At 46.0% G+C, this 20,226-nt stretch carries 13 protein-coding genes and 1 pseudogene; 3 read left to right on the forward strand and 11 right to left on the reverse strand.

What is annotated here, in order from left to right:
* Nucleotides 1-20: 20 nt before the first annotated feature.
* Together pheT and dnaB are read right to left on the reverse strand one after the other, a co-directional pair.
* Complete coding sequence (gene pheT / locus DXD04_RS12280; RefSeq protein WP_117673605.1) at nt 21-2,483, reverse strand: phenylalanine--tRNA ligase subunit beta; 2,463 nt, start codon at nt 2,481-2,483, stop codon at nt 21-23.
* Between the two features lie 101 nt (nt 2,484-2,584).
* Nucleotides 2,585-4,147 (reverse strand): replicative DNA helicase, encoded by a 1,563-nt coding sequence (dnaB, locus tag DXD04_RS12285; RefSeq protein WP_117673568.1) that lies wholly within the window; start codon nt 4,145-4,147, stop codon nt 2,585-2,587.
* 102 nt (nt 4,148-4,249) lie between these two features.
* On the opposite strand from dnaB, the gene ispE reads away from it, so the two are divergent.
* Nucleotides 4,250-5,074, forward strand: coding sequence for a 4-(cytidine 5'-diphospho)-2-C-methyl-D-erythritol kinase (gene ispE / locus DXD04_RS12290; protein WP_117673569.1), 825 nt, complete (start codon nt 4,250-4,252; stop codon nt 5,072-5,074).
* A gap of 29 nt (nt 5,075-5,103) precedes the next feature.
* Here the strand turns inward: ispE and DXD04_RS12295 are convergent.
* The 6 genes and pseudogenes from DXD04_RS12295 to DXD04_RS12330 form a co-directional block, all read right to left on the reverse strand.
* Nucleotides 5,104-6,267, reverse strand: a pseudogene (locus DXD04_RS12295) (ATP-binding protein); the annotation flags it as partial.
* A 551-nt stretch (nt 6,268-6,818) separates the two neighbouring features.
* Nucleotides 6,819-7,772 (reverse strand): tyrosine-type recombinase/integrase, encoded by a 954-nt coding sequence (locus tag DXD04_RS12305; RefSeq protein WP_259299554.1) that lies wholly within the window; start codon nt 7,770-7,772, stop codon nt 6,819-6,821.
* Nucleotides 7,773-7,810: 38 nt separating this feature from the next.
* Nucleotides 7,811-8,983: an HNH endonuclease family protein gene (locus DXD04_RS12310; protein ID WP_117673571.1), complete on the reverse strand. Its 1,173-nt coding sequence runs from the start codon at nt 8,981-8,983 to the stop codon at nt 7,811-7,813.
* Nucleotides 8,984-9,348: 365 nt separating this feature from the next.
* Nucleotides 9,349-10,533, reverse strand: a complete 1,185-nt coding sequence (locus DXD04_RS12320; protein WP_117673573.1) for an adenine-specific methyltransferase EcoRI family protein — start codon at nt 10,531-10,533, stop codon at nt 9,349-9,351.
* Nucleotides 10,534-10,560: 27 nt separating this feature from the next.
* Nucleotides 10,561-10,761 (reverse strand): helix-turn-helix domain-containing protein, encoded by a 201-nt coding sequence (locus tag DXD04_RS12325; protein ID WP_117673607.1) that lies wholly within the window; start codon nt 10,759-10,761, stop codon nt 10,561-10,563.
* A gap of 333 nt (nt 10,762-11,094) precedes the next feature.
* Nucleotides 11,095-12,255 carry a serine hydrolase domain-containing protein gene (locus DXD04_RS12330; protein ID WP_117673574.1) on the reverse strand — a complete coding sequence of 387 codons (1,161 nt, stop codon included), beginning with the start codon at nt 12,253-12,255 and terminating at the stop codon, nt 11,095-11,097.
* A gap of 229 nt (nt 12,256-12,484) precedes the next feature.
* Here DXD04_RS12330 and DXD04_RS12335 point away from each other — a divergent pair, with 229 nt between their 5' ends.
* Entirely contained in the window at nt 12,485-14,104 is a 1,620-nt protein-coding gene (locus DXD04_RS12335; protein ID WP_117673575.1) for an RluA family pseudouridine synthase, read from the forward strand.
* A gap of 353 nt (nt 14,105-14,457) precedes the next feature.
* Nucleotides 14,458-17,046, forward strand: a complete 2,589-nt coding sequence (gene clpB / locus DXD04_RS12340) for an ATP-dependent chaperone ClpB (RefSeq protein WP_117673576.1) — start codon at nt 14,458-14,460, stop codon at nt 17,044-17,046.
* A gap of 114 nt (nt 17,047-17,160) precedes the next feature.
* Here the strand turns inward: clpB and DXD04_RS12345 are convergent, their stop codons facing one another.
* The 3 genes from DXD04_RS12345 to DXD04_RS12355 all read right to left on the reverse strand — a co-directional run bounded on the left by DXD04_RS12345 (nt 17,161) and on the right by DXD04_RS12355 (nt 20,222).
* Nucleotides 17,161-18,075, reverse strand: a complete 915-nt coding sequence (locus tag DXD04_RS12345; protein WP_117673577.1) for a glycoside hydrolase family 25 protein — start codon at nt 18,073-18,075, stop codon at nt 17,161-17,163.
* Between the two features lie 162 nt (nt 18,076-18,237).
* Entirely contained in the window at nt 18,238-19,881 is a 1,644-nt protein-coding gene (locus DXD04_RS12350; RefSeq protein WP_117673578.1) for a diphosphate--fructose-6-phosphate 1-phosphotransferase, read from the reverse strand.
* 104 nt (nt 19,882-19,985) lie between these two features.
* Nucleotides 19,986-20,222 carry a DUF6965 family protein gene (locus DXD04_RS12355; RefSeq protein ID WP_022053736.1) on the reverse strand — a complete coding sequence of 79 codons (237 nt, stop codon included), beginning with the start codon at nt 20,220-20,222 and terminating at the stop codon, nt 19,986-19,988.
* Nucleotides 20,223-20,226 lie beyond the last annotated feature (4 nt).

Consider the following 20,226-nt stretch of genomic DNA (forward strand, 5'->3'; position numbering starts at 1 on the left):
TTTTTTAATGAATTTACTTATTATCGAAGCACAGCTCCCAGTTTGTTCTGCAAGTTACCAATCAACTTCTGCATGAACTTGTCAATCTGCTTGTCGTTCAGTGTAGCGTTTTCATCCTGAAGCATAAAGCTTACAGCATAGCTCTTCTTGCCAGCTTCCAGGTTCTTTCCTTCGTACACGTCGAACAATTCTACAGACTTGAGTAATTTCTTATCGGTTTCGCAAGCAATCTTTTCGATTTCAGCAAATTGCACCTTCTTGTCAATCAGCAATGCCAAGTCACGTTTTACAGCCGGGAACTTGGAGATTTCCTTGTAGCTTACCGTATTGCCCTTGATGGCCTTCATCAGTTCTTTCCAGTTCAGGTCGGCATAGTACACTTCATTGTCGATATCGAACGCTTTCTGAATCTTCTTGCAAACTACACCAAAGGTAGCCAGCAATTTACCACCACGGGTGTGTACGGAGATAGCTACTGAGTAGATATCGTCTGAAAGGTTACCGAATACCAGCGAGCCGAAGTTCACGCCCAGACGACGGAATATGTTCAGCACGTAAGCCTTCAGTTCGTAAACCGAAGCGTTTTCGTCGGCATGAGCCCATGAGTTGCTTACACGCTTTCCGGTAATCCACAACCCCATGTGCAACTCTTCTGAATAGCCTGACAACACTTTTTCCGGATTCTTTTTCTCAGCATGGAAGTGATAGCAGTTACCGAATTCAAAGAACTTCAAGTCGGCATTCTTGCGGTTGGCATTGTGCTGGATGCTTTCCAGACCACCGAAAAGTAAGGTAGCACGCATCACGTTCAGATCGTTACTCAACGGGTTCATCAGGCGAACCAGATTTTCCGGCTTGTAAGTTTCCAGTCCGTCGTAATAAGCGGCTGCTGTCAAAGAGTTGTTCAGGATTTCATTAAATCCGCAACCCACCAGCTGTTCACCTACCAGGTTCTGGAGTTTCACCGATTTGTCCACTTCTCCCTTCACGCTCAGGCTTGATTTCAGGGTAGTAGGAATTTCCACGTTGTTATATCCGTAGATACGAAGAATATCTTCAACCACGTCGCACGGACGCTGCACGTCTACACGATAAGGAGGAATCTGCAAAGAAAGACCTTCGGCCGTTTCTTCCACAATTTTCATTTCCAGGCTGGTTACGATGCTCTTCACCGTTTCTGCCGGAATTTCCTTTCCAATCAGTGAGTTTACATAATTATATGAAAGTTCTACCGCGAAATCGGCAATCGGATTCGGATAGTTATCTTTGATGTCAGAAGCAATTTCACCTCCGGCCAGTTCTTTCACCAGCAGAGCGGCCTCCTTCAAGGCATAGATAGTGATGTTCGGGTCGATACCACGTTCGAAACGGAAAGAAGAATCGGTGCTCAATCCGTGACGGCGGGCAGTCTTACGCACCCATGTAGGATGGAAGTAAGCACTTTCCAGGAACACGTCGGTAGTAGTTTCGGTAGTACCTGAATCCAGACCTCCGAACACACCGGCAATACACATCGGTTCTTCCGCGTTGCAAATCATCAGGTCCTTGTCGGACAATTTACGTTCCACTTCGTCCAATGTAACAAACGGAGTTCCTTCGGCACAAGTCTTCACCACAATCTTGCCGCCCTTAATCTTGTCGGCATCGAAGCAGTGCATCGGCTGGCCATAGGCGTGCAGGATGTAGTTGGTAATATCAACGATGTTATTAATAGGACGCACACCAATAAGGCGGAGCTTGTTCTGCAACCATTCAGGGCTTTCCTTCACCGTTACTCCCTTGATGGCTACTCCGGCATAACGCGGGCAGGCTTCAGTATTTTCCACCACAATGTCGATATTCATGTCATGATTGTCTACCTTGAATGCATCTACCGAAGGACGCTTCAGCGTAGCTTTATGACCGTTCTGAATGAGCCATGCGTAGAGGTCGCGTGCCACACCATAGTGTGAGCAGGCATCGGCACGGTTCGGAGTGATGTCCACTTCGAGTACGTATTCGCTCTTCACATTATAGTAATCCTTGGCCAGTGTACCCGGAACTACGTCGGCAGGCAACACGATGATACCTTCATGGCTTGTGCCCACGCCGATTTCATCTTCGGCACAAATCATACCGTTTGATTCTACGCCACGGAGCTTCGACTTCTTGATGGTGAAGCATTCGTCACCATCATACAATTTTGTACCCAGCGTAGCTACGATAACCTTCTGTCCGGCAGCCACGTTGGCAGCACCACAGACAATCTGCACAGGTTCTCCCTGTCCTAAATTGACGGTCGTAATATGCATGTGGTCAGAATTGGGATGCGGCTCGCAGGTCAGCACTTCGCCTACTACCAAACCTTCCAATCCTCCCTTGATAGTTTGAACTTCTTCCACTCCCCCAGTCTCCAAACCGATGGAAGTCAGTGCGGCTGCCACTTCGTCCGGAGTAAGGTCGAAGTCGACGTATTCTTTCAGCCAGTTATAAGAAATATTCATATCGTAATAGTATTTTATAATTTCCCAAACAATGATGTGCAAAGTTAATACATATTTGGGATATAAGAGGTAAGACAAAAAATATTTTTAGCCAAAAACCGTCAGAATGGTACATCGGGCACAGGCGCGCCAAACGGATTGTCGGGCATAGGCGGCATCTCCGTGGGTGGAGGCGGTACGAAGTCCTGTCCGCCGCCGTTATTCATCTTCGAACGGAGCACCGGAGCCTTCTTTTCTTCGCCCGGCATCGGCACAATCATGTCGTCGTCGGGGTTCTGGAAACGGGCATATTCGCCACGGAAACGAAGCAGCACATCACCTACGGCACCGTTACGGTGCTTGGCGATAATGATTTCGGCCATGCCGTGCAGGTCGTTACCTTTCTCATCGGTGTAAATCTTATAATATTCCGGACGGTGGATGAAGCACACCATATCGGCATCCTGCTCGATGGCTCCCGATTCACGAAGGTCGCTCAATTGCGGACGTTTTCCGTCGATACCTTCACGGTTCTCTACTCCACGGTTCAACTGGCTCAGCGCAATAATCGGGATGTTCAGTTCCTTGGCCAATCCCTTCAACGAACGCGAAATGGTGCTGACCTCTTCCTGACGGCTTCCGAACGACATACCGCTGGCATTCATCAACTGAAGGTAGTCGATGATAATGATTTTCACCCCATGCTCACGTACCAGACGACGTGCCTTGGTTCGCAATTCGAACACGGACAAAGAAGGCGTGTCGTCCACGTAAAGCGGGGCGTCGTAGAGTTCTTTTATCTTGTAGTCGAGCTGTCCCCACTCGTAAGGTGCCAGCTGACCGCTCTTGATTTTCTCACCCGGGATTTCGCAGACGTTCACAATCAGACGGTTTACCAGCTGTACGTTGCTCATTTCAAGCGAAAACAAGGCTACGGGCACTTTGCTGTTCACCGCCATATTCTTGGCCATGGAAAGCACGAAGGCCGTCTTACCCATGGCCGGACGAGCCGCAATGATAATCAGGTCGGAGTTCTGCCAACCGGAGGTCATCTTGTCCAGCTGATGGAATCCGCTCGAAAGCCCACTCAAACCGTCGGTACGTGCCGCCGCCTTCTGCAACATCTCGTAGGCCTCCTGAATGACCGGATTAATCTGCGTATAATCCTTCTTCATGTTCTGCTGAGAGATTTCGAAGAGCTTTCCTTCGGCCTCCTGCATCAGGTCGTCCACGTCCTGCGTCTCGTCGAACGCCTTAGTCTGTATGTTGCTCGTAAAAGAAATCAGCTCACGTGCCAGAAACTTCTGGGCAATGATACGGGCATGGTACTCAATGTGAGCCGACGAGGCCACCTTACCACTCAGCTGAGTGATATAGAACGGTCCGCCCGCCTCTTCCAGGTTACCGCGCGAGCGCAACTGCTCGGCCACGGTCAAGATATCAATCGGTTTCTGTTGAATAGCCAAGTCAGTAATGGCCGCATAAATCAGCTGGTGCCGGTGTTCGTAGAACGACTCCGGACGAAGAATCTCGCTCACCAGCGAATACGCATCCTTCTCAATCATCAGCGCACCCAGCACAGCTTCTTCCAGTTCGGGAGCCTGAGGCTGGAGGTGGCCGTACTCATCCATCGGCTTGGTCTTAGCCGTCTTTGCCACACGTGTATTTCTTCTCGGTTCTGCCATTTTGTTTTTGTTTAAGTGGGGCAAAGATACGATTTTTTCCGTGAATCCCGATTTTCTCGAAACTTTCTGCTATATTTGAGAAACGAAAAAACAAACGACCTTATGATTACATTTCCAAATGCCAAAATAAACCTTGGCCTGAATATTATTGAAAAACGTCCCGACGGTTACCATAACCTGGAAACCATTTTCTACCCCATCCACCTGCAAGACGCACTGGAAGTAACACGAAGAGAAAATAACGATGCTCCTTATACGCTTCACGTGAAAGGTACGGCTATCGAGGGTAAGCCGGAAGACAACTTAGTGGTCAGAGCCTACGAATTGCTGAAAAAAGATCATGACATACCGTCCGTTGACATCCACCTGTTCAAGCACATCCCCACGGGTGCCGGACTGGGAGGCGGTTCGTCCGATTGCGCGTTCATGATTAAGTTGCTGAACGAGAAATTCCGTCTGGCACTGAGTCTGGAGGAGATGGAAGACTACGCCGCCCGTTTAGGAGCCGATTGTGCTTTCTTCATCCGCAACCAGCCGGTATTTGCCACGGGCATCGGTAACATATTCGAACCTGTCCGTCTTTCGCTTTCGGGTTATTACCTGGTGCTGGTGAAGCCGGACATCTTCGTATCCACGCGCGACGCTTTCGCACACATCACTCCCCGCCGTCCGGAAGTTTCGTTAAAAGACATCATCTGCCAACCGGTAGAGACGTGGAAAGACAATATGAAGAATGATTTTGAGGACAGCGTGTTCCTGAAATATCCGGAGATTGCGGCCATCAAGGACGAGTTGTATGATCTGGGCGCAGTGTATGCCAGCATGAGCGGATCCGGCTCATCGGTTTACGGCATCTTCCGCCAGCCGGTAGAACACGTGGACGAGAAATTCGGCGGATGCTTCTGCCGTCAGAGAGAACTGGACTGATTGGAGTCCGGTTCTTTTTCTTAACTGACAATTTCAAATGCCGAATCAGCTTTTGATGTAGCCGAATAAAAAGGCAAGAGAAACTTGACAAATCCTTCCTCCACTTCCCGATTAGGGAAGCCCAAGGTATATGTACGAAAACGCTTGTCGTATCCCTTTATGGTGAGATAGCCACTCTGATATAGAATAGGCACAGGATTCGTCTCCATCGTATCAATACCGCTTAAAGAGTCAGCGGTAGCAAGTTCTTCCGTCAGACGATGCAAATCATAGTGACTACGTAAAAGTAGTTCCACTAAGAAAGTCGGTGTGCCCGTCTCAAACCAATAACTTCCAAATTCCCTACTTTTCAAGGCATTGAGCAGACTGAACGGATTGTAAAGGCCGTCTGCATGACCGGAAAAATGATAACCGTCATACCATTGTCGCAGGCTTTTACAAGTCTCTTCATACGCCATCTCATTATGTTGCCCCAACACACGGATTCCTTCTTCAAAGTTTTCCAGTAATTCTTGCTCAGTAATACCGCACAAATTATTGTAAGCCTGCTGCAAGGAAATGTCTTCCAGATTATTCAAATCGCTGAACACACTTATTTTACTGAACTTTGTCACACCAGTCAACAAAGCAAAGCGGAGGTATGCATCCATCGACTTCAAAGCTCCATAAAAAGCTTTCAACGTATTACGGTACTCGGTCAACAACGCTTCATTGCCAATAGCCTGGAGCATGGGCTTATCGTACTCATCCACCAGCACCACCACATTCTTCCCCGTCTTTTCGGCCGCACGGCGAATCACCCCGTTGAAACGGCGGGCTACTCCTATTTCACTCTCCGAAGCCCCATAAAGACTTTCCCAGTACTGTAGATTTTCCTCCAGCACATGAATCAACGCTTCCGGTGTATCGTATTTTTGTGCATTCAAATCCAGATGCAATACAGGATACGTAGTCCATTCCTTTTCCAAAGCTTCCATAGCCAAGCCATGGAAAAGTTCTTTTTTCCCTTGGAAATAAGCCTCCAACGTAGATATAAGCAGACTTTTCCCAAAGCGTCTCGGACGACTCAGAAAGTAGTATTTACCCGTCTTTACCAACTGATAAATCTGTGCAGTCTTATCGACATAGCAATAGTCTCCTTTCCGTATCTCTTCAAAACTCTGTATGCCTACCGGATAAATCATGCTCCTCATTTGAAATGAAATTTACTGTTTCTGCAAACTTACGCAAAATCTCTGGAATATCCGTCGAATTGCAGCAGATTAAAACAAAAGTACGGTTTTCCTATCATTACCCGATAATACCACTTCAGTAGTCCTGCACATTCATACCACGATCGAACTGATACTACCGGAAGAGCGTAAGAAAGATCAGAAGAAACAGACAGAAGGTAAACACTCCTATTACAAGAAAGTCAAGCGACAAACCGATTTTCTATAAGGGAAAATTATATTCGGAAGAACATAAACAAAAGTTCAAGGCTGAAAAAGCAGGTTTCCAAGTTGTAAAAGCCCCGAAAGACAAGTCAAAACTTGTATTTTGCATCAAAGGAAAACCTATTGGAGAGTGGTTCAATGAACAATCTAATAAATTGTTTTCTTTCGTACGCAGAACACTTGCGCCACTCAAAAAAGGGTAAGGCTATAAGATCATAAACAATATCAATGAGAGAATAGTAAATCTGTTTTGGACATATCCAAATACAAACTTACCATTCTCCCATAAATAAAAGTCTCACTCTAAATTACAGTTCCGCTATTCCAAGAAACTTACTCATACGTTCAACACACTTCTTTTTCTGAGTGAGATTAGGATGCACATAAAGATTAAGTGTTGTCGACACATTAGAATGACCGAGTATTACACTCACAGTTTTATAATCGCATTGACTTTCTATGCACCGAGTTGCAAAAGTGTGCCGAAGTCCGTGAAATACGATTTGAGGTATGTCAAGACGTTTTAATAATCGGGAAAAATAATCACGATATGAACGAGGCTCTTTAGAATGTTCAGATGAACCGACCACATACGGAGAAGCAGAAACTTTCTTGACCGTTTTCAAACATTGAAACAAGTGTTTTGAAATTGGTATATCCCGATATGAGTTCCTTGTCTTTGGCGATGAGTGTATCTTCTCTGTGGACTTCAATTCGCAATTGTAAACTCTCCCTACAGTGTGCCTTACTGTGATAATTCGTTGTCTAAAATCCACATCTTGCCATTGTAGTGCACATACTTCTCCTATTCTCATGCCTGTACAGAGAGCCAATAGCACTCCTATATTCTGTGCTGTCGGTTTTTCAATCAGATGCCGCATTAATATACGTTGATGCTTTATTGTCAAGGTAGGCAATCGGGGCAATTCCGTATTTGTAGGATATTCTATTTCCCAGTCTTCAAATGGAAAAATTTTATGTTTTCTCCCGTATTTGGCTACTGATTTTAATACGGCTACCATATCCCTTATGGTTTTGCGTGCAAGTCCGCAAGAAAGTTTGTGAATGACAAATTGTTGAACATCATCTTCCGTAATGATTGTCTTTGTACCAAAATAAGGCAGCAAATGGGTTTGAAGTGTCAGCAAATAAGCGCACATGGTAGAGTGCTTTACAATTGGGCGTTTTGTTTCACACCAGCTTTTTGAAATTTCTTGAAATGTTTTCTGCATATACAATCTTGAGAAAATTAATAATGTCATAACTCACTCAAAATACGTATATTCTGTAATATATCACATTATTTGTTACCTTTTGAACGGTTATGCGTCTTACACAACATTTCGCAATTCTCAATAGACGTAGCACCGCCTCTGCTCCATGCAGTCACATGGTCGGCATCCATTTCGTTAAGCTTGTAAATCCGTGTCTTGTTAGCATTGTCACCGATGGCACATAGCGGACAGTTGGATATGCCTTTTTCTTTCGCTGCCTCAGTTTGGCGAGTATATGCCGCACGTTTCGTTGATTCTTCAAACAGACGGATTTGAAGCAAACTTTTATCTTGTTCGCCTCCTAATATATACTCATAGATATTGCGTGGGCATTTGATGCTCTCATCTGCTTGTAAGGCCAACACACGTTCCGTTACATGATTTATGCTGTAAGGGGTCTTATGGTAAGTTTCGTAAAGCCGCCCCCATTCCAGACCACACATATCCCGTTCCACCATAGTGAATGTAGTGGAAACCCAATCTATCACGGAACGGAAATAGTTTTCCAATTCGCCTATGGATGTATCGCGGCGATGCTGACTCATATAGGTATCTATAGTTATTCCCTTGCTAACACATACCCATTTTAGAGCCTCTGCTAAATATTCCTGACGTTTGACATCCCCTTTTACATAATGGCTCCATTTTTGAACTTCTGCATTTTGTGAATTACTGAACACACGCTTCGCCGCCGTAACGAACTCGCCCGAATAAATAGCATTACGCAATTCCTGTTCGTTAAGTGGTATGCCCACAATGTTGATGGTCTTGAACCATTCCTTTATTTCCTTTTCTTCGCCCTCACACTCATAAATAAGCAATGAGGACTGCATTATCTTTTGCTGTAATTCTTTGGGCAGACTCAAAAAATACTGCACATTTCCATCGGCATCCTTTATGGCAAATTTTCCCGTGATGAACCTGCCGAAAGAAGTGATGCGCTGCTGTCCGTCAAGTACCTCATACCGTCCGTCACTTGTACGGTTGAAGTATATCAACCCAATGGGATAGCCTTTCAACAGCGATTCAATGACGGCTACGTCACGCTTGCCGTCATTGTAGATGTAATGTCGCTGGTATTCCGGCTGGATGGTAAGTCGCCCATCAAGCCCGAATAGTCCCTTACCTTCCAATTCATTGTATGTAAAACCTTTGCAGACATCTGCAACTGTCCATTCTGTATGTAATGTTGTCTTCATATGTTTTTTTATTTTTAAGTTGAAATCTTAGGTCAGACACAAGGTGATTCAGGTAAAGAGCTTGGATTACGTCCGTATCCTCGTGAATTGAAGAAACTAAATCCCAGTCTGCGGGATGGTCAGCTCTATTATATGGAAAATGGAATACCTCAAAAACCATACGCACGTGTGCTAATTAGGAGAATTACTAAGCTATGAAGTTCTTTGAAATCTTAGGGATAACTGATAGAGGAAATGAATGGGGGTTAAAAACCAAAGAATATATCATCTCTGACACTCCTAATTGGGCAGATTTGAATCGGAGAGGTGCTATCTGGTATAATGGCTCCTTAACCTCAACATATGCTCGATTACTCATTCGCAAATTATAATCCGATATGCCTGATAAGAACTCTTGCATATACTTGAGTGTAATACTTCCCATCAACTATATAATAAGTCTCATTCTGAGGAATTTGTGGATGATGCAATACAGCCCCGTCATTGAGCTTTGTTACTTTGCATTTTTTCCCTTGACGGTCAACTTGGATTTGTTCGGGATAAATTTTAGAAGCACTTCCAAACCATGTCTTTGTTATCCCTAAGATTTCAAATTGCTCCGGACAATATTTGTCCAAAAAGGAAATGGGAACCCCCATAACGCCATCATAATCTGAGGGAATGGCATCTGTAAAAGGAACTTCTATGGCATCGTAATTATCATAATGATCATAAGAAACTTTCCCTTTTATCTCTTTGTGCTTTGAAAAACGAAGATTGTCCGCCATGGTCATCAAAGGAAGCGGTTCATGACGCCGCCCATGGTCTATGTTAGTAAACCATCGTACGCCTTTTACCCTAATAAACTTTCTCCCATTCTCATCAATTCTCCATCCTGCCGCATTCAAAGGATACTCATCGGGGACTTCAAATTCCCTATCTCCACTATGAATAGAATATCCCATCCACATTTTATTTTCTTTAATTAAAGGGAAAGTTTCTTTGTATGTTACAGCATTCATATTTCCGATGATAATGAACTTTTTATTAGCTGAAACAATCCAAGCTAAAAATTCTCGAAAGAGAGAAAATGGAGGATTAGTAATAATAATATCTGCTTCATCACGTAATTCGGAAACTTCTTTGCTTCTGAAATCACCATCTCCATTAAGATATTCCCAATGCAAATCATCAATGTTTATTCTTCCATCACCAGATAAGTCTTTATCAAGAATGAATATCTTGCCCTTTGTTTGAGCCTTTGAAGGGTCAAATTGTGGAGCATCTGTTTCAAACAAAGTGGGTTCAGACAATAGTCTCATTTTCTTTGCATCTGGTGCATAGCTTGTAGAAATCAACTTTTTCAATCCAAGTTCATCGAACTTAGCGGCGAAATAACGGGTAAAGTTACTCCATTCGGGGTCATCGCAAGGTAATAAAACAGTCTTTCCCCTAAACACGTTTAGGTCATATTCAAGATATGCATTCATTTCCACTTCAATGTCGTGGAATTGAGTATAGAATTCATCGTTTTTAGCTGCCTTCGCTTCCTTCAAATTACTATTTGCCATCGTTTCTTCTTTTTGTTGTTTACTAAGCTATTTATTAATCTTGTTGGGTATTAATAATTCTCTAACATCAATATTCAGAATGTCTGCTATTTGATATAAAACAGGAATGGGAGGTTGTACTTTGTTCGTAGCATATAGATTGACCATATTGAAAGTCTTTCCAAGCCTGTTTGCCAATTCTGTTTGACTAATACCCTTAGCATCTAATACCTCTTTTATTCGGTTCATATATGCCATTTTTGTCTGAATACGACAAAGGTACAAAATTTTATTTGGTAATATTGGCTTAGTATTGAAAATTGTATTATTCTTGTAAAACAGAGTTATCGAAACGTAAAGTGACGCAGACCCCAGCAATATGAACAGTTGCCAAATCATTACCCCAAATCAAGGTAACACTTATAACTCATTTAATTTCAAGTAATTATATTCCTTATACAGATTTACGAAAAATCTCTAGAATAGCCCTGCAAAACAAAGAATGGATTAATAACAACCCTATAGAAAAAACATTCGCACATAGTGCCATACGCACCGGTTACCAATAACCGACAGCACACATCATTTTCCGTCCAGTATCTTCATAGCTATATCCATATACCGTGTAATGTCAGTCGTAATCTCACGATTATATACATCGCAACGCTTACGGCCCAGCCGCACGACAATGGCATCCAAATCGGGAATAGCGATGATGTATTGCCCCAGCATACCGCGCATGTAAGGGCAACGCATACCGTGATAATCCATCACCCACGTTTGGAAACCATAATAGCTGAGTGAGTCCTTGCCCCACTGGTCTTTCAGGTACGAAGCGGGACGCATCAGTTCGTCCATATAGGCTTCGGATACCAGCTGGCGGCCGTGCCAATTGCCACGATGCAACAGGAGGCTTCCGAAACGGGCTACATCGCGGGCCGTAGTATGGAAGCAACAGAAGGCTTTTTCGTCACCGTCTTTTTTGTCCAGCAACCAATAGGCATCCCGTTCGGCCTGCATCGGACGCCAGAATTTCTCTTCGGCATAGTCACTTAGTGTTTGCCCAGTGGCTGATTCAATAACGAAAGCTAACAATTGCGTTTCACCACTACGGTAGGAATATTGCACGCCGGGATGGTCAACTACCTCCAGACCCGTCACCAAGTCGTAAAGATCATTACCATAATAACCGTGCGTTGTGACAGAAAAGAGTGAAGCATACGCCTCATCCCACGCCATGCCGCCACTCATGGTCAGCAAATGGCGCAGGGTGACGTCAGCCTGCATTCCTTTTGTATAGGCAGGTATGTAGCGTGATACGGGGTCGTCCAGACTATGAATCTTTCCTTCGTCAAGGGCAATACCTGCCAGCAGTCCCACAATGGTCTTTGTAGCAGAATAGATATTTGAGGTCAGTGTATCATTCCACCCGTCACGGTAACTTTCGAAGACGATGCTGTCACGACGGATGACGAGAAAGGACACGGTGCGCAGGCTGTCCAAATAGTGCGCATCTTTTTCTGTCAGTTGGAAGCGGTTATAATCAGTAGAAAGGGGCCAGTGCCACACGTCATCGGGATTATGGTGTACCGTGTGCCGGTGAAAGGTTTCCAGGTCGTCGATGACAGGCATCCAGTGAATGAGTGCCTGACGGGCGTAGTAGGGCAACGAAGCATACACCACACCTATCACCACTACCAGAGCGATGAGCAGGCGAAGAATGGTTTTCTTTTTTGTTTTCATAGGATTTTAGGTCGTTTCATCACAGGAAATATGGAAATTGTGACTCAGATTAATAACTCTGTGAAAGTTCATGTACACTGTAGCATTTACAAAAATACATTTTTCTTCTATCCATTGTACAAAAACCGTAATAAGATACATCATATAGGATATATATACCTTCATTTCTATAGAAGCCATTTTATTCGTACCTTTGCCCCCACAATAAAAACGAACTCAATATTTCACCATGATACATTCCTTCCATACCCCGACTGATGGCATCGCCTTACCGAAAGCCTTCACCTTTCCTTTCCACTACACTCCTCACCCGCTCACCCGACTGGCGGCCGACGAGGTACGTCAGTACCTGCTCACACGGGACGACTGGCAGGAGGAACTTCGTCAGGGAAAAATGTTCGGGGTACTGGTGATAAAGGACACTGAAGGAAAGCTAGGCTACCTGGCCGCTTTTTCGGGCAACCTGGCTGGAAGCAACCACCACGCGTTTTTCGTACCTCCGGTGTATGACCTCCTGCAACCCGACGGATTTTTCCGCATTGAGGAAGCGGAGATTTCCGGCATCAACCACCGGATTGCCGCCATGGAAACTAACGAAGCATACCGCTCGGCACGGGAGGAATGGAAGAAGGCGGAAGAAGAGGCACAAACCACGTTAGCTTCTGAAAAACAGAAGCTGAAAGAAGCGAAAACCCTCCGTGAACAACGCCGGAAGGAAGGCGTTTCACCCGAAGAAGCAGAAGCAATGTCACGCGAAAGCCAGTTTCAGAAAGCAGAGTTCAAACGGTTGGAACGGAAACTGAAAGAGAAAGTACAGGCGGCCGGAGAGGCTTTTCAGGCATTCGAGCAGGAGATTCAGGCCTTGCGCCACGAACGGAAAACCCGTTCGGCGGCTCTCCAGATGCGTCTGTTCGCCCAGTTCCGCATGCTCAACGCACGGGGGGAAGTGAAAGATTTATGCGAGATTTTCCGCTCTACTCCGCAAAAGACACCGCCGGCCGGTGCAGGCGAATGCGCACTCCCTAAATTACTTCAGTATGCTTACCTGCATCAGCTCCAGCCATTGGCTATGGGCGAGTTTTGGTGGGGCATGTCACCCAAGGACGAGATTCGCCGCGAAGGACATTTCTATCCGTCGTGCAAAGGGAAATGTGAACCGATTCTGAAACACATGCTCGTGGGACTGGACGTGGAACCGAACCCGCTGGAGGAGGATGTACACCGCCAGACGGCACTGGAGATTCTCTACGAGGACGAATGGCTGGTGGTGGTACACAAACCGGCAGGCATGCTCTCCGTACCGGGCAAGAACGACCTCGACTCTATTCTACAGCGATTGCACAATCTTTATCCCAAGGCCACCGGTCCACTTATCGTGCACCGCTTGGACATGGCTACTTCCGGCCTGCTGCTTGCGGCCAAAACGAAGGAAGTGCACAAGGAACTTCAGGCACTTTTCGAAACGCGTCTTATCCAAAAGCGTTACACAGCCCTGTTGGAAGGAGAACTGGAAACTGACGAGGGCATCATCGACCTGCCCATCTGTCCGAACCCGATGGATCGTCCGCGCCAGATGGTAAGCCGGGAATATGGTAAACGGACGGTCACTTCCTATCGGGTACTGGAACGCAAAGACGGAAGAACACGAGTTACATTCTATCCGCATACGGGACGTACCCATCAGCTCCGTGTACATGCCGCCCATCCGGAGGGACTGAACCATCCGATGGTAGGCGACGACCTCTACGGCCAGCCGTCTGACCGTCTGTATCTGCACGCCGCCGCGCTGGAGTTCGTACATCCGGTGACTGGAGAAAAACTACACATCGTAAAAGAAGCTGATTTCTAATAAGTTACAAATTTCCTCTTTTCTCTCAAAAAAACGCCTTTGCGTTTAAAAGAAAACGCAAGTACGTTTAAGGTAAAACGCACTTGCGTTTCATGTCAAATGTACTTGCGTTTGAACCAAAACGCACTTGCGTTTTTCTGGCTGACAAAAAGCGACACATAACTGACAGATTTTTCAGTGTAAAAGCATCACAAAATGACAATTCGTCAGGTTTTTATTCTTTACAAGCTGTGGCAAAGAATTTGAATTAAACTAAGCGTCGCAAGCAGGCCTGCAAGCATACAGGACGGGCTGCGACAAACGAAATGAAAATAATAAGAAACCACAACTAATAACGAGAAAGGAGACCATTTATGAACTTTAACAACTTTACAATCAAATCGCAAGAGGCAGTGCAGGAAGCGGTAAATTTGGTACAGAGCCGTGGACAGCAGGCCATCGAGCCGGAACATTTGATGGCAGGTTTGCTGAAGGTGGGCGAAAATGTAACGAACTTCATTTTCCAGAAACTCGGCATAAACGGCCAGCAGATAGAAACCGTACTCGACAGACAAATTGCCTCACTGCCGAAAGTTTCAGGTGGGGAAGCTTACCTGAGCCGAAGCGCCAACGAGGTGTTGCAGAAAGCCTTGGAAGTATCTAAGGAACTGGGTGATGAATATGTGTCACTGGAAGCCTTGTTGCTGGCACTGCTGAACGTGAAAAGTACGGTGGCCACCATCCTGAAAGATGCAGGCCTTACCGACAAGGAACTGCGGGCTGCCATTCAGGAACTGCGTCAGGGACAGAAAGTCACCTCACAGTCGAGTGAAGATACCTATCAGTCATTAAACAAATATGCCATCAACCTGATTGAAGCTGCACGAAGCGGAAAACTTGACCCGGTTATCGGCCGTGACGAGGAAATCCGACGGGTATTGCAGATTTTGAGCCGACGTACGAAGAACAATCCGATTCTGATTGGTGAACCGGGTACGGGTAAGACGGCTATCGTAGAGGGACTGGCACAACGAATCCTGCGTGGAGATGTGCCGGAAAACTTGAAGAACAAGCAGCTGTTCTCACTGGATATGGGTGCGCTAGTAGCAGGTGCCAAATACAAAGGTGAATTTGAGGAACGTCTGAAATCGGTTATCAACGAAGTGACGAAGTCCGACGGAAACATCATCCTCTTTATCGATGAAATCCACACGCTGGTGGGTGCCGGAAAAGGGGAAGGTGCCATGGATGCCGCCAACATTCTGAAACCGGCCCTGGCCCGTGGCGAACTGCGGAGCATCGGTGCCACTACCCTCGATGAATACCAGAAGTATTTCGAAAAGGATAAGGCATTGGAACGTCGTTTTCAGACAGTCATGGTAGACGAACCGGATACGGCCAGCTCTATCTCCATCTTGCGTGGACTGAAGGAGCGCTACGAGAACCACCATCAAGTGCGTATCAAAGACGAAGCCATCATCGCGGCAGTGGAACTGAGCAACCGTTACATTTCCGACCGTTTCTTGCCGGATAAGGCCATCGACCTGATGGATGAAGCGGCTGCCAAACTGCGTATGGAGCGTGATTCGCTTCCGGAAGAACTGGATGAAATCGAACGTCGGCTGAAGCAGCTCGAAATTGAACGTGAGGCTATCAAGCGTGAAAAGGACGAGGCTAAACTGGCTCAACTGAACAAGGAGATTGCAGAACTGAAGGAACAGGAGACTTCTTACAAGGCTAAATGGCAGAGTGAGAAAGAACTGGTGAACAAGATTCAGCAGAACAAGAAGGAAATCGAACAACTGAAGTTTGAAGCCGACAAGGCAGAGCGTGAAGGTGATTACGGACGTGTAGCTGAAATCCGCTACGGAAAGCTTCAGGCACTGGAGAACGAAATCAAGTCTATCCAGGAAGATCTGAAGAAGAAGCAGGGTGACAGCGCTTTAATCAAGGAAGAGGTAACGGCTGAAGACATCGCCGATGTAGTTTCTCGCTGGACGGGCATACCGGTAAGCAAGATGCTGCAAAGCGAAAGAGAGAAGCTGCTTCACCTGGAAGATGAGCTGCACAAGCGGGTTATCGGACAGGACGAAGCCATCGAAGCCGTGGCTGATGCCGTACGCCGTAGCCGTGCCGGACTGCAAGACCCGAAACGTCCGATTGGTTCATTCATCTTCTTGGGTACGACGGGTGTAGGTAAGACCGAACTGGCCAAGGCACTGGCAGAATACCTGTTCGATGATGAATCGCTGATGACGCGTATCGACATGAGTGAGTATCAGGAAAAGCATACCGTGTCACGTCTGATTGGTGCGCCTCCGGGATACGTAGGTTACGATGAAGGTGGTCAGCTTACTGAAGCCGTACGCCGGAAACCGTATTCTGTCGTGCTGTTCGATGAAATCGAAAAGGCTCATCCGGATGTGTTCAACATTTTGTTGCAGGTATTGGACGACGGACGTCTGACCGACAACAAGGGACGTACGGTGAACTTCAAGAACACCATCATTATCATGACTTCTAACCTGGGCAGTGCCTACATTCAGAGTCAGTTCGAGAAGATTAACGACCAGAACCATGACCAGATTGTAGAAGAGACCAAGAAAGAGGTGATGAACATGCTGAAGAAGACCATCCGTCCGGAATTCCTGAACCGTATTGACGAGACCATCATGTTCCAGCCGCTGAACAAGCCGCAAATCGAACAGATTGTCCGCTTGCAAATCAACGGTATCCGGAAGATGCTGAAAGGCAATGGAGTGACTTTGCAGATGACAGATGCAGCTGTCGACTTCCTGGCCACTGCAGGTTACGATCCTGAATTCGGTGCACGTCCGGTAAAACGTGCCATCCAGCGCTACTTGCTGAACGATTTGTCAAAGAAGCTTCTGTCACAAGAAGTGAACCGCGAAAAACCGATCATCGTAGAACGCGAAGGAGATGCATTGAAGTTCCGCAACTAAGTCAGCGGGGTTTCCCTATCTTCTATATAAAAACAAACCCTCCGCAGGGATTTCCTCAAAAGGATACCTGCGGAGGGTTTTTGTTTGTCTGTATATGATATGAATTCTTTCGAATCAGGGTATCGTCATGCGCTTCAACTCATCCAGCGTGCCGTTGAACACATTCAAATCTACATCCTCACGGATGCCCGGCAAACGTCCCACATCGGTATGCTGCCAGAAACGCCACTGCCCTTTGTATTCCACCGAGTCGGCATAATAATGGGCTATCCAATACGGATATGAGTTGAAAACGGAATCGTTCAGGTAACGGGTCTTAAATTTATAAGAGGTATAGAGAATCGGTTTTACCCGATAATAATCTTCGATTTTATCCAACCAGACTTTCAAGTCGCGGCGAAGCTTTTTCTCATCTTCTCCCCTCACCTCGATGTCGAGCACCGGAGGCAAATCGCCCGATTCCAGTTTCACGGAGCGGATAAAGAAATCGGCCTGACGGGAAGCGTCTGTCTTGGGATTGTAAAAATGATAGGCTCCGCGGATAAATCCGTGCTTGCGGGCCTCATCGAAATTATGGATAAAGGCTGTATCGCTGAAATCACCTCCCTCGGAAGCTTTCATAAATACGAAACGTACAGGAAAAGGGGCTGTCTGGGTTTTCTGCAGTTCACTCCAGTCTATCTGTCCCTGATGGTGGGACACATCGAAACCGTGCACTTCAAATCCGTATGGCAGACATACCCCGTATGCTTTCATGCCATAGCAGGGTTTCCAGCGGTAGGCGTACGGACGAATAAAGAAATAATAAAAACAGATGACAAAACAGGCTCCAATGAAACCGAGCAGCAGGTAATAACACCACGAAGGCATCTGCCACCGACGGATGGTCTTCTTCCCTTTGGAAGTCCTGCCCGACGTTCTTCCGGAAGCGGTCTTCTTACTGCCTGTCGCTTTTCGGGTCGCAGGACGCTTGCGGGTAGTTTTTTTCACGGGCTCGTTCACCGCGAGAATGGGTGATTTCTTTGTCATCTTAACTAAAAGTTTATAGAGAATTTCAACAGATGTACCGGCAGAACCGGTTGAGCTTGTTTCAACAAATAGCGAAGAATCCGGCCCTCTTTCGGTCGGCCTGATTCTTCGCTAAATTAATTTTCCTATAGAAAGTTCCCTTCCGGGAATTCAGGAATCAAATTATTTTGCCTGTTCGTACTGCAGAGTCTTAGTCGGCTGGTCGCAAACTTCTGTAGGACCGAAGTACTGGATAGGACCCGGATAAACGTAAGCAGTTTCCTTAGCCCAAGTGTCACGTACGGCAGCAAATGCCTTGAACGGAGCACCATCCAGTTTCACCAGTGCTTTCTGGATAACCGGTTTCATTTCACCGTGACGACGTTCCATGTTCATCATCATAGTGATAGGCACACCACCTGCAATCCATTCTGCAGCAGGAGCTGTAGTGTTACGTACAGAAGACATGTAACCAGTCTTACCGTTAGCAATCAACATAGATGCAGTGTAACCCAATGAGTAGCAGTAGTCAGCATCGAAGTTAGAAGGAGCAGCGCAACGTCCTTCGTAACCGAAGAAGTGGTGCTGAGCAGCAAACTTACCTACGAACTTGCCTTCTTCTTTCCATGCAGCCAGCTTAGTAGCTACCATTTCAGACAGCAGCTTTTCAGTTTCAATCAAAGAAACCTGTACGTTTCCGTGCGGGTCACGGTCAAGCGACAACTGACGAGCTACGCCTTCCGGCAAAGAAGCATAGATAGCAGCATTTTCAGGAGACAACTTGCTGATAATATAATCACGCTGTTTAGAACGCTTGATGCTGTTGAATTCTTCACCGTTAGCAGCCAGGAAGTCGTTCAATTCAGCAATCAGACGCTTCATAGCAGGGATAAATTCAATCAAACCTTCCGGAATCAATACGGTACCGAAGTTGTTACCAGCAGCAGCACGGTCAGCAACTACCTGAGCGATATAAGTAACAATGTCATCCAAAGACATGTTCTTAGCTTCTACTTCTTCTGAGATGATACAGATGTTCGGCTGAGTTTGCAAAGCACATTCCAGTGCGATGTGAGAAGCTGAACGTCCCATCAACTTGATGAAGTGCCAGTATTTACGAGCTGAGTTACAATCGCGTTCGATGTTACCGATAACTTCTGAGTAAGTCTTGCAGGCAGTATCGAAACCGAATGAAGTTTCAATCATGTCGTTCTTCAAGTCACCGTCGATAGTCTTCGGGCAACCGATTACCTGCACGCCATAGTTCTTAGCAGCATAGTATTCAGCCAATACACAAGCGTTTGTGTTAGAATCGTCTCCACCGATAATTACCAGCGCCTTGATACCCAGTTCTTTCAAGATTTCATATCCTTTTTCGAACTGTTCTTCTTTTTCCAGTTTGGTACGTCCTGAACCGATAATATCGAAACCACCAGTGTTACGGTATTCATCGATGATATCAGCTGTCAGTTCCATATAGTTGTGGTCAACCAAACCGCCAGGACCCAGGATAAAACCGTACAATTTGTTAGCCGGGTTCAGTTTCTTGATACCGTCGAACAAACCTGAGATTACGTTGTGGCCACCAGGAGCCTGTCCACCAGACAAGATTACGCCGACGTTCATCGGAGCAAATTCTTTAGCTTCACCTTCCACAAACTGAATCAACGGCATACCGTATGTGTTCGGGAACAGCTTCTTGATTTCTTCCTGATCGGCTACAGACTGAGTCGGTTCGCCTTCCTTAGCTACTACAGCACCAGTCAACGCTTTCGGCAATTTCGGCTGGTAAGCAGCTCTTGCGATTTGTAATGCACTTTTTGTCATAATTGTTATTTTTATAAAGGTGTATGAATTAATCTTTATTGTTGCTGTGCAAATTTCGTATTTTTTTTGCAAATATGAAAGAAAGCCGGCATTTTTAGCCGCATCTAGCTTCTTTTCTCTTCTTCTACCCTTGCCTTGATACGCTCCAGCAGGCGCAGACATCCCTGCAGACGCGGATTCTCATGACACACGTAGGCCTGCATGATTAACCGGTGCACGGTTTCTTTGACATCGGGTATATAGACAGCCTTGTCCAGTTGCATCTCTGCCGGAAATTCGGCCTGCTCTGCCCAGGCTTTCAGCTCGTCTACTTCTTCAATGGTATATACATTCTTGTCCATATAA

Origin of the sequence: Phocaeicola plebeius (assembly GCF_003437535.1) — a bacterium.
Taxonomy (GTDB): domain Bacteria; phylum Bacteroidota; class Bacteroidia; order Bacteroidales; family Bacteroidaceae; genus Phocaeicola; species Phocaeicola plebeius_A.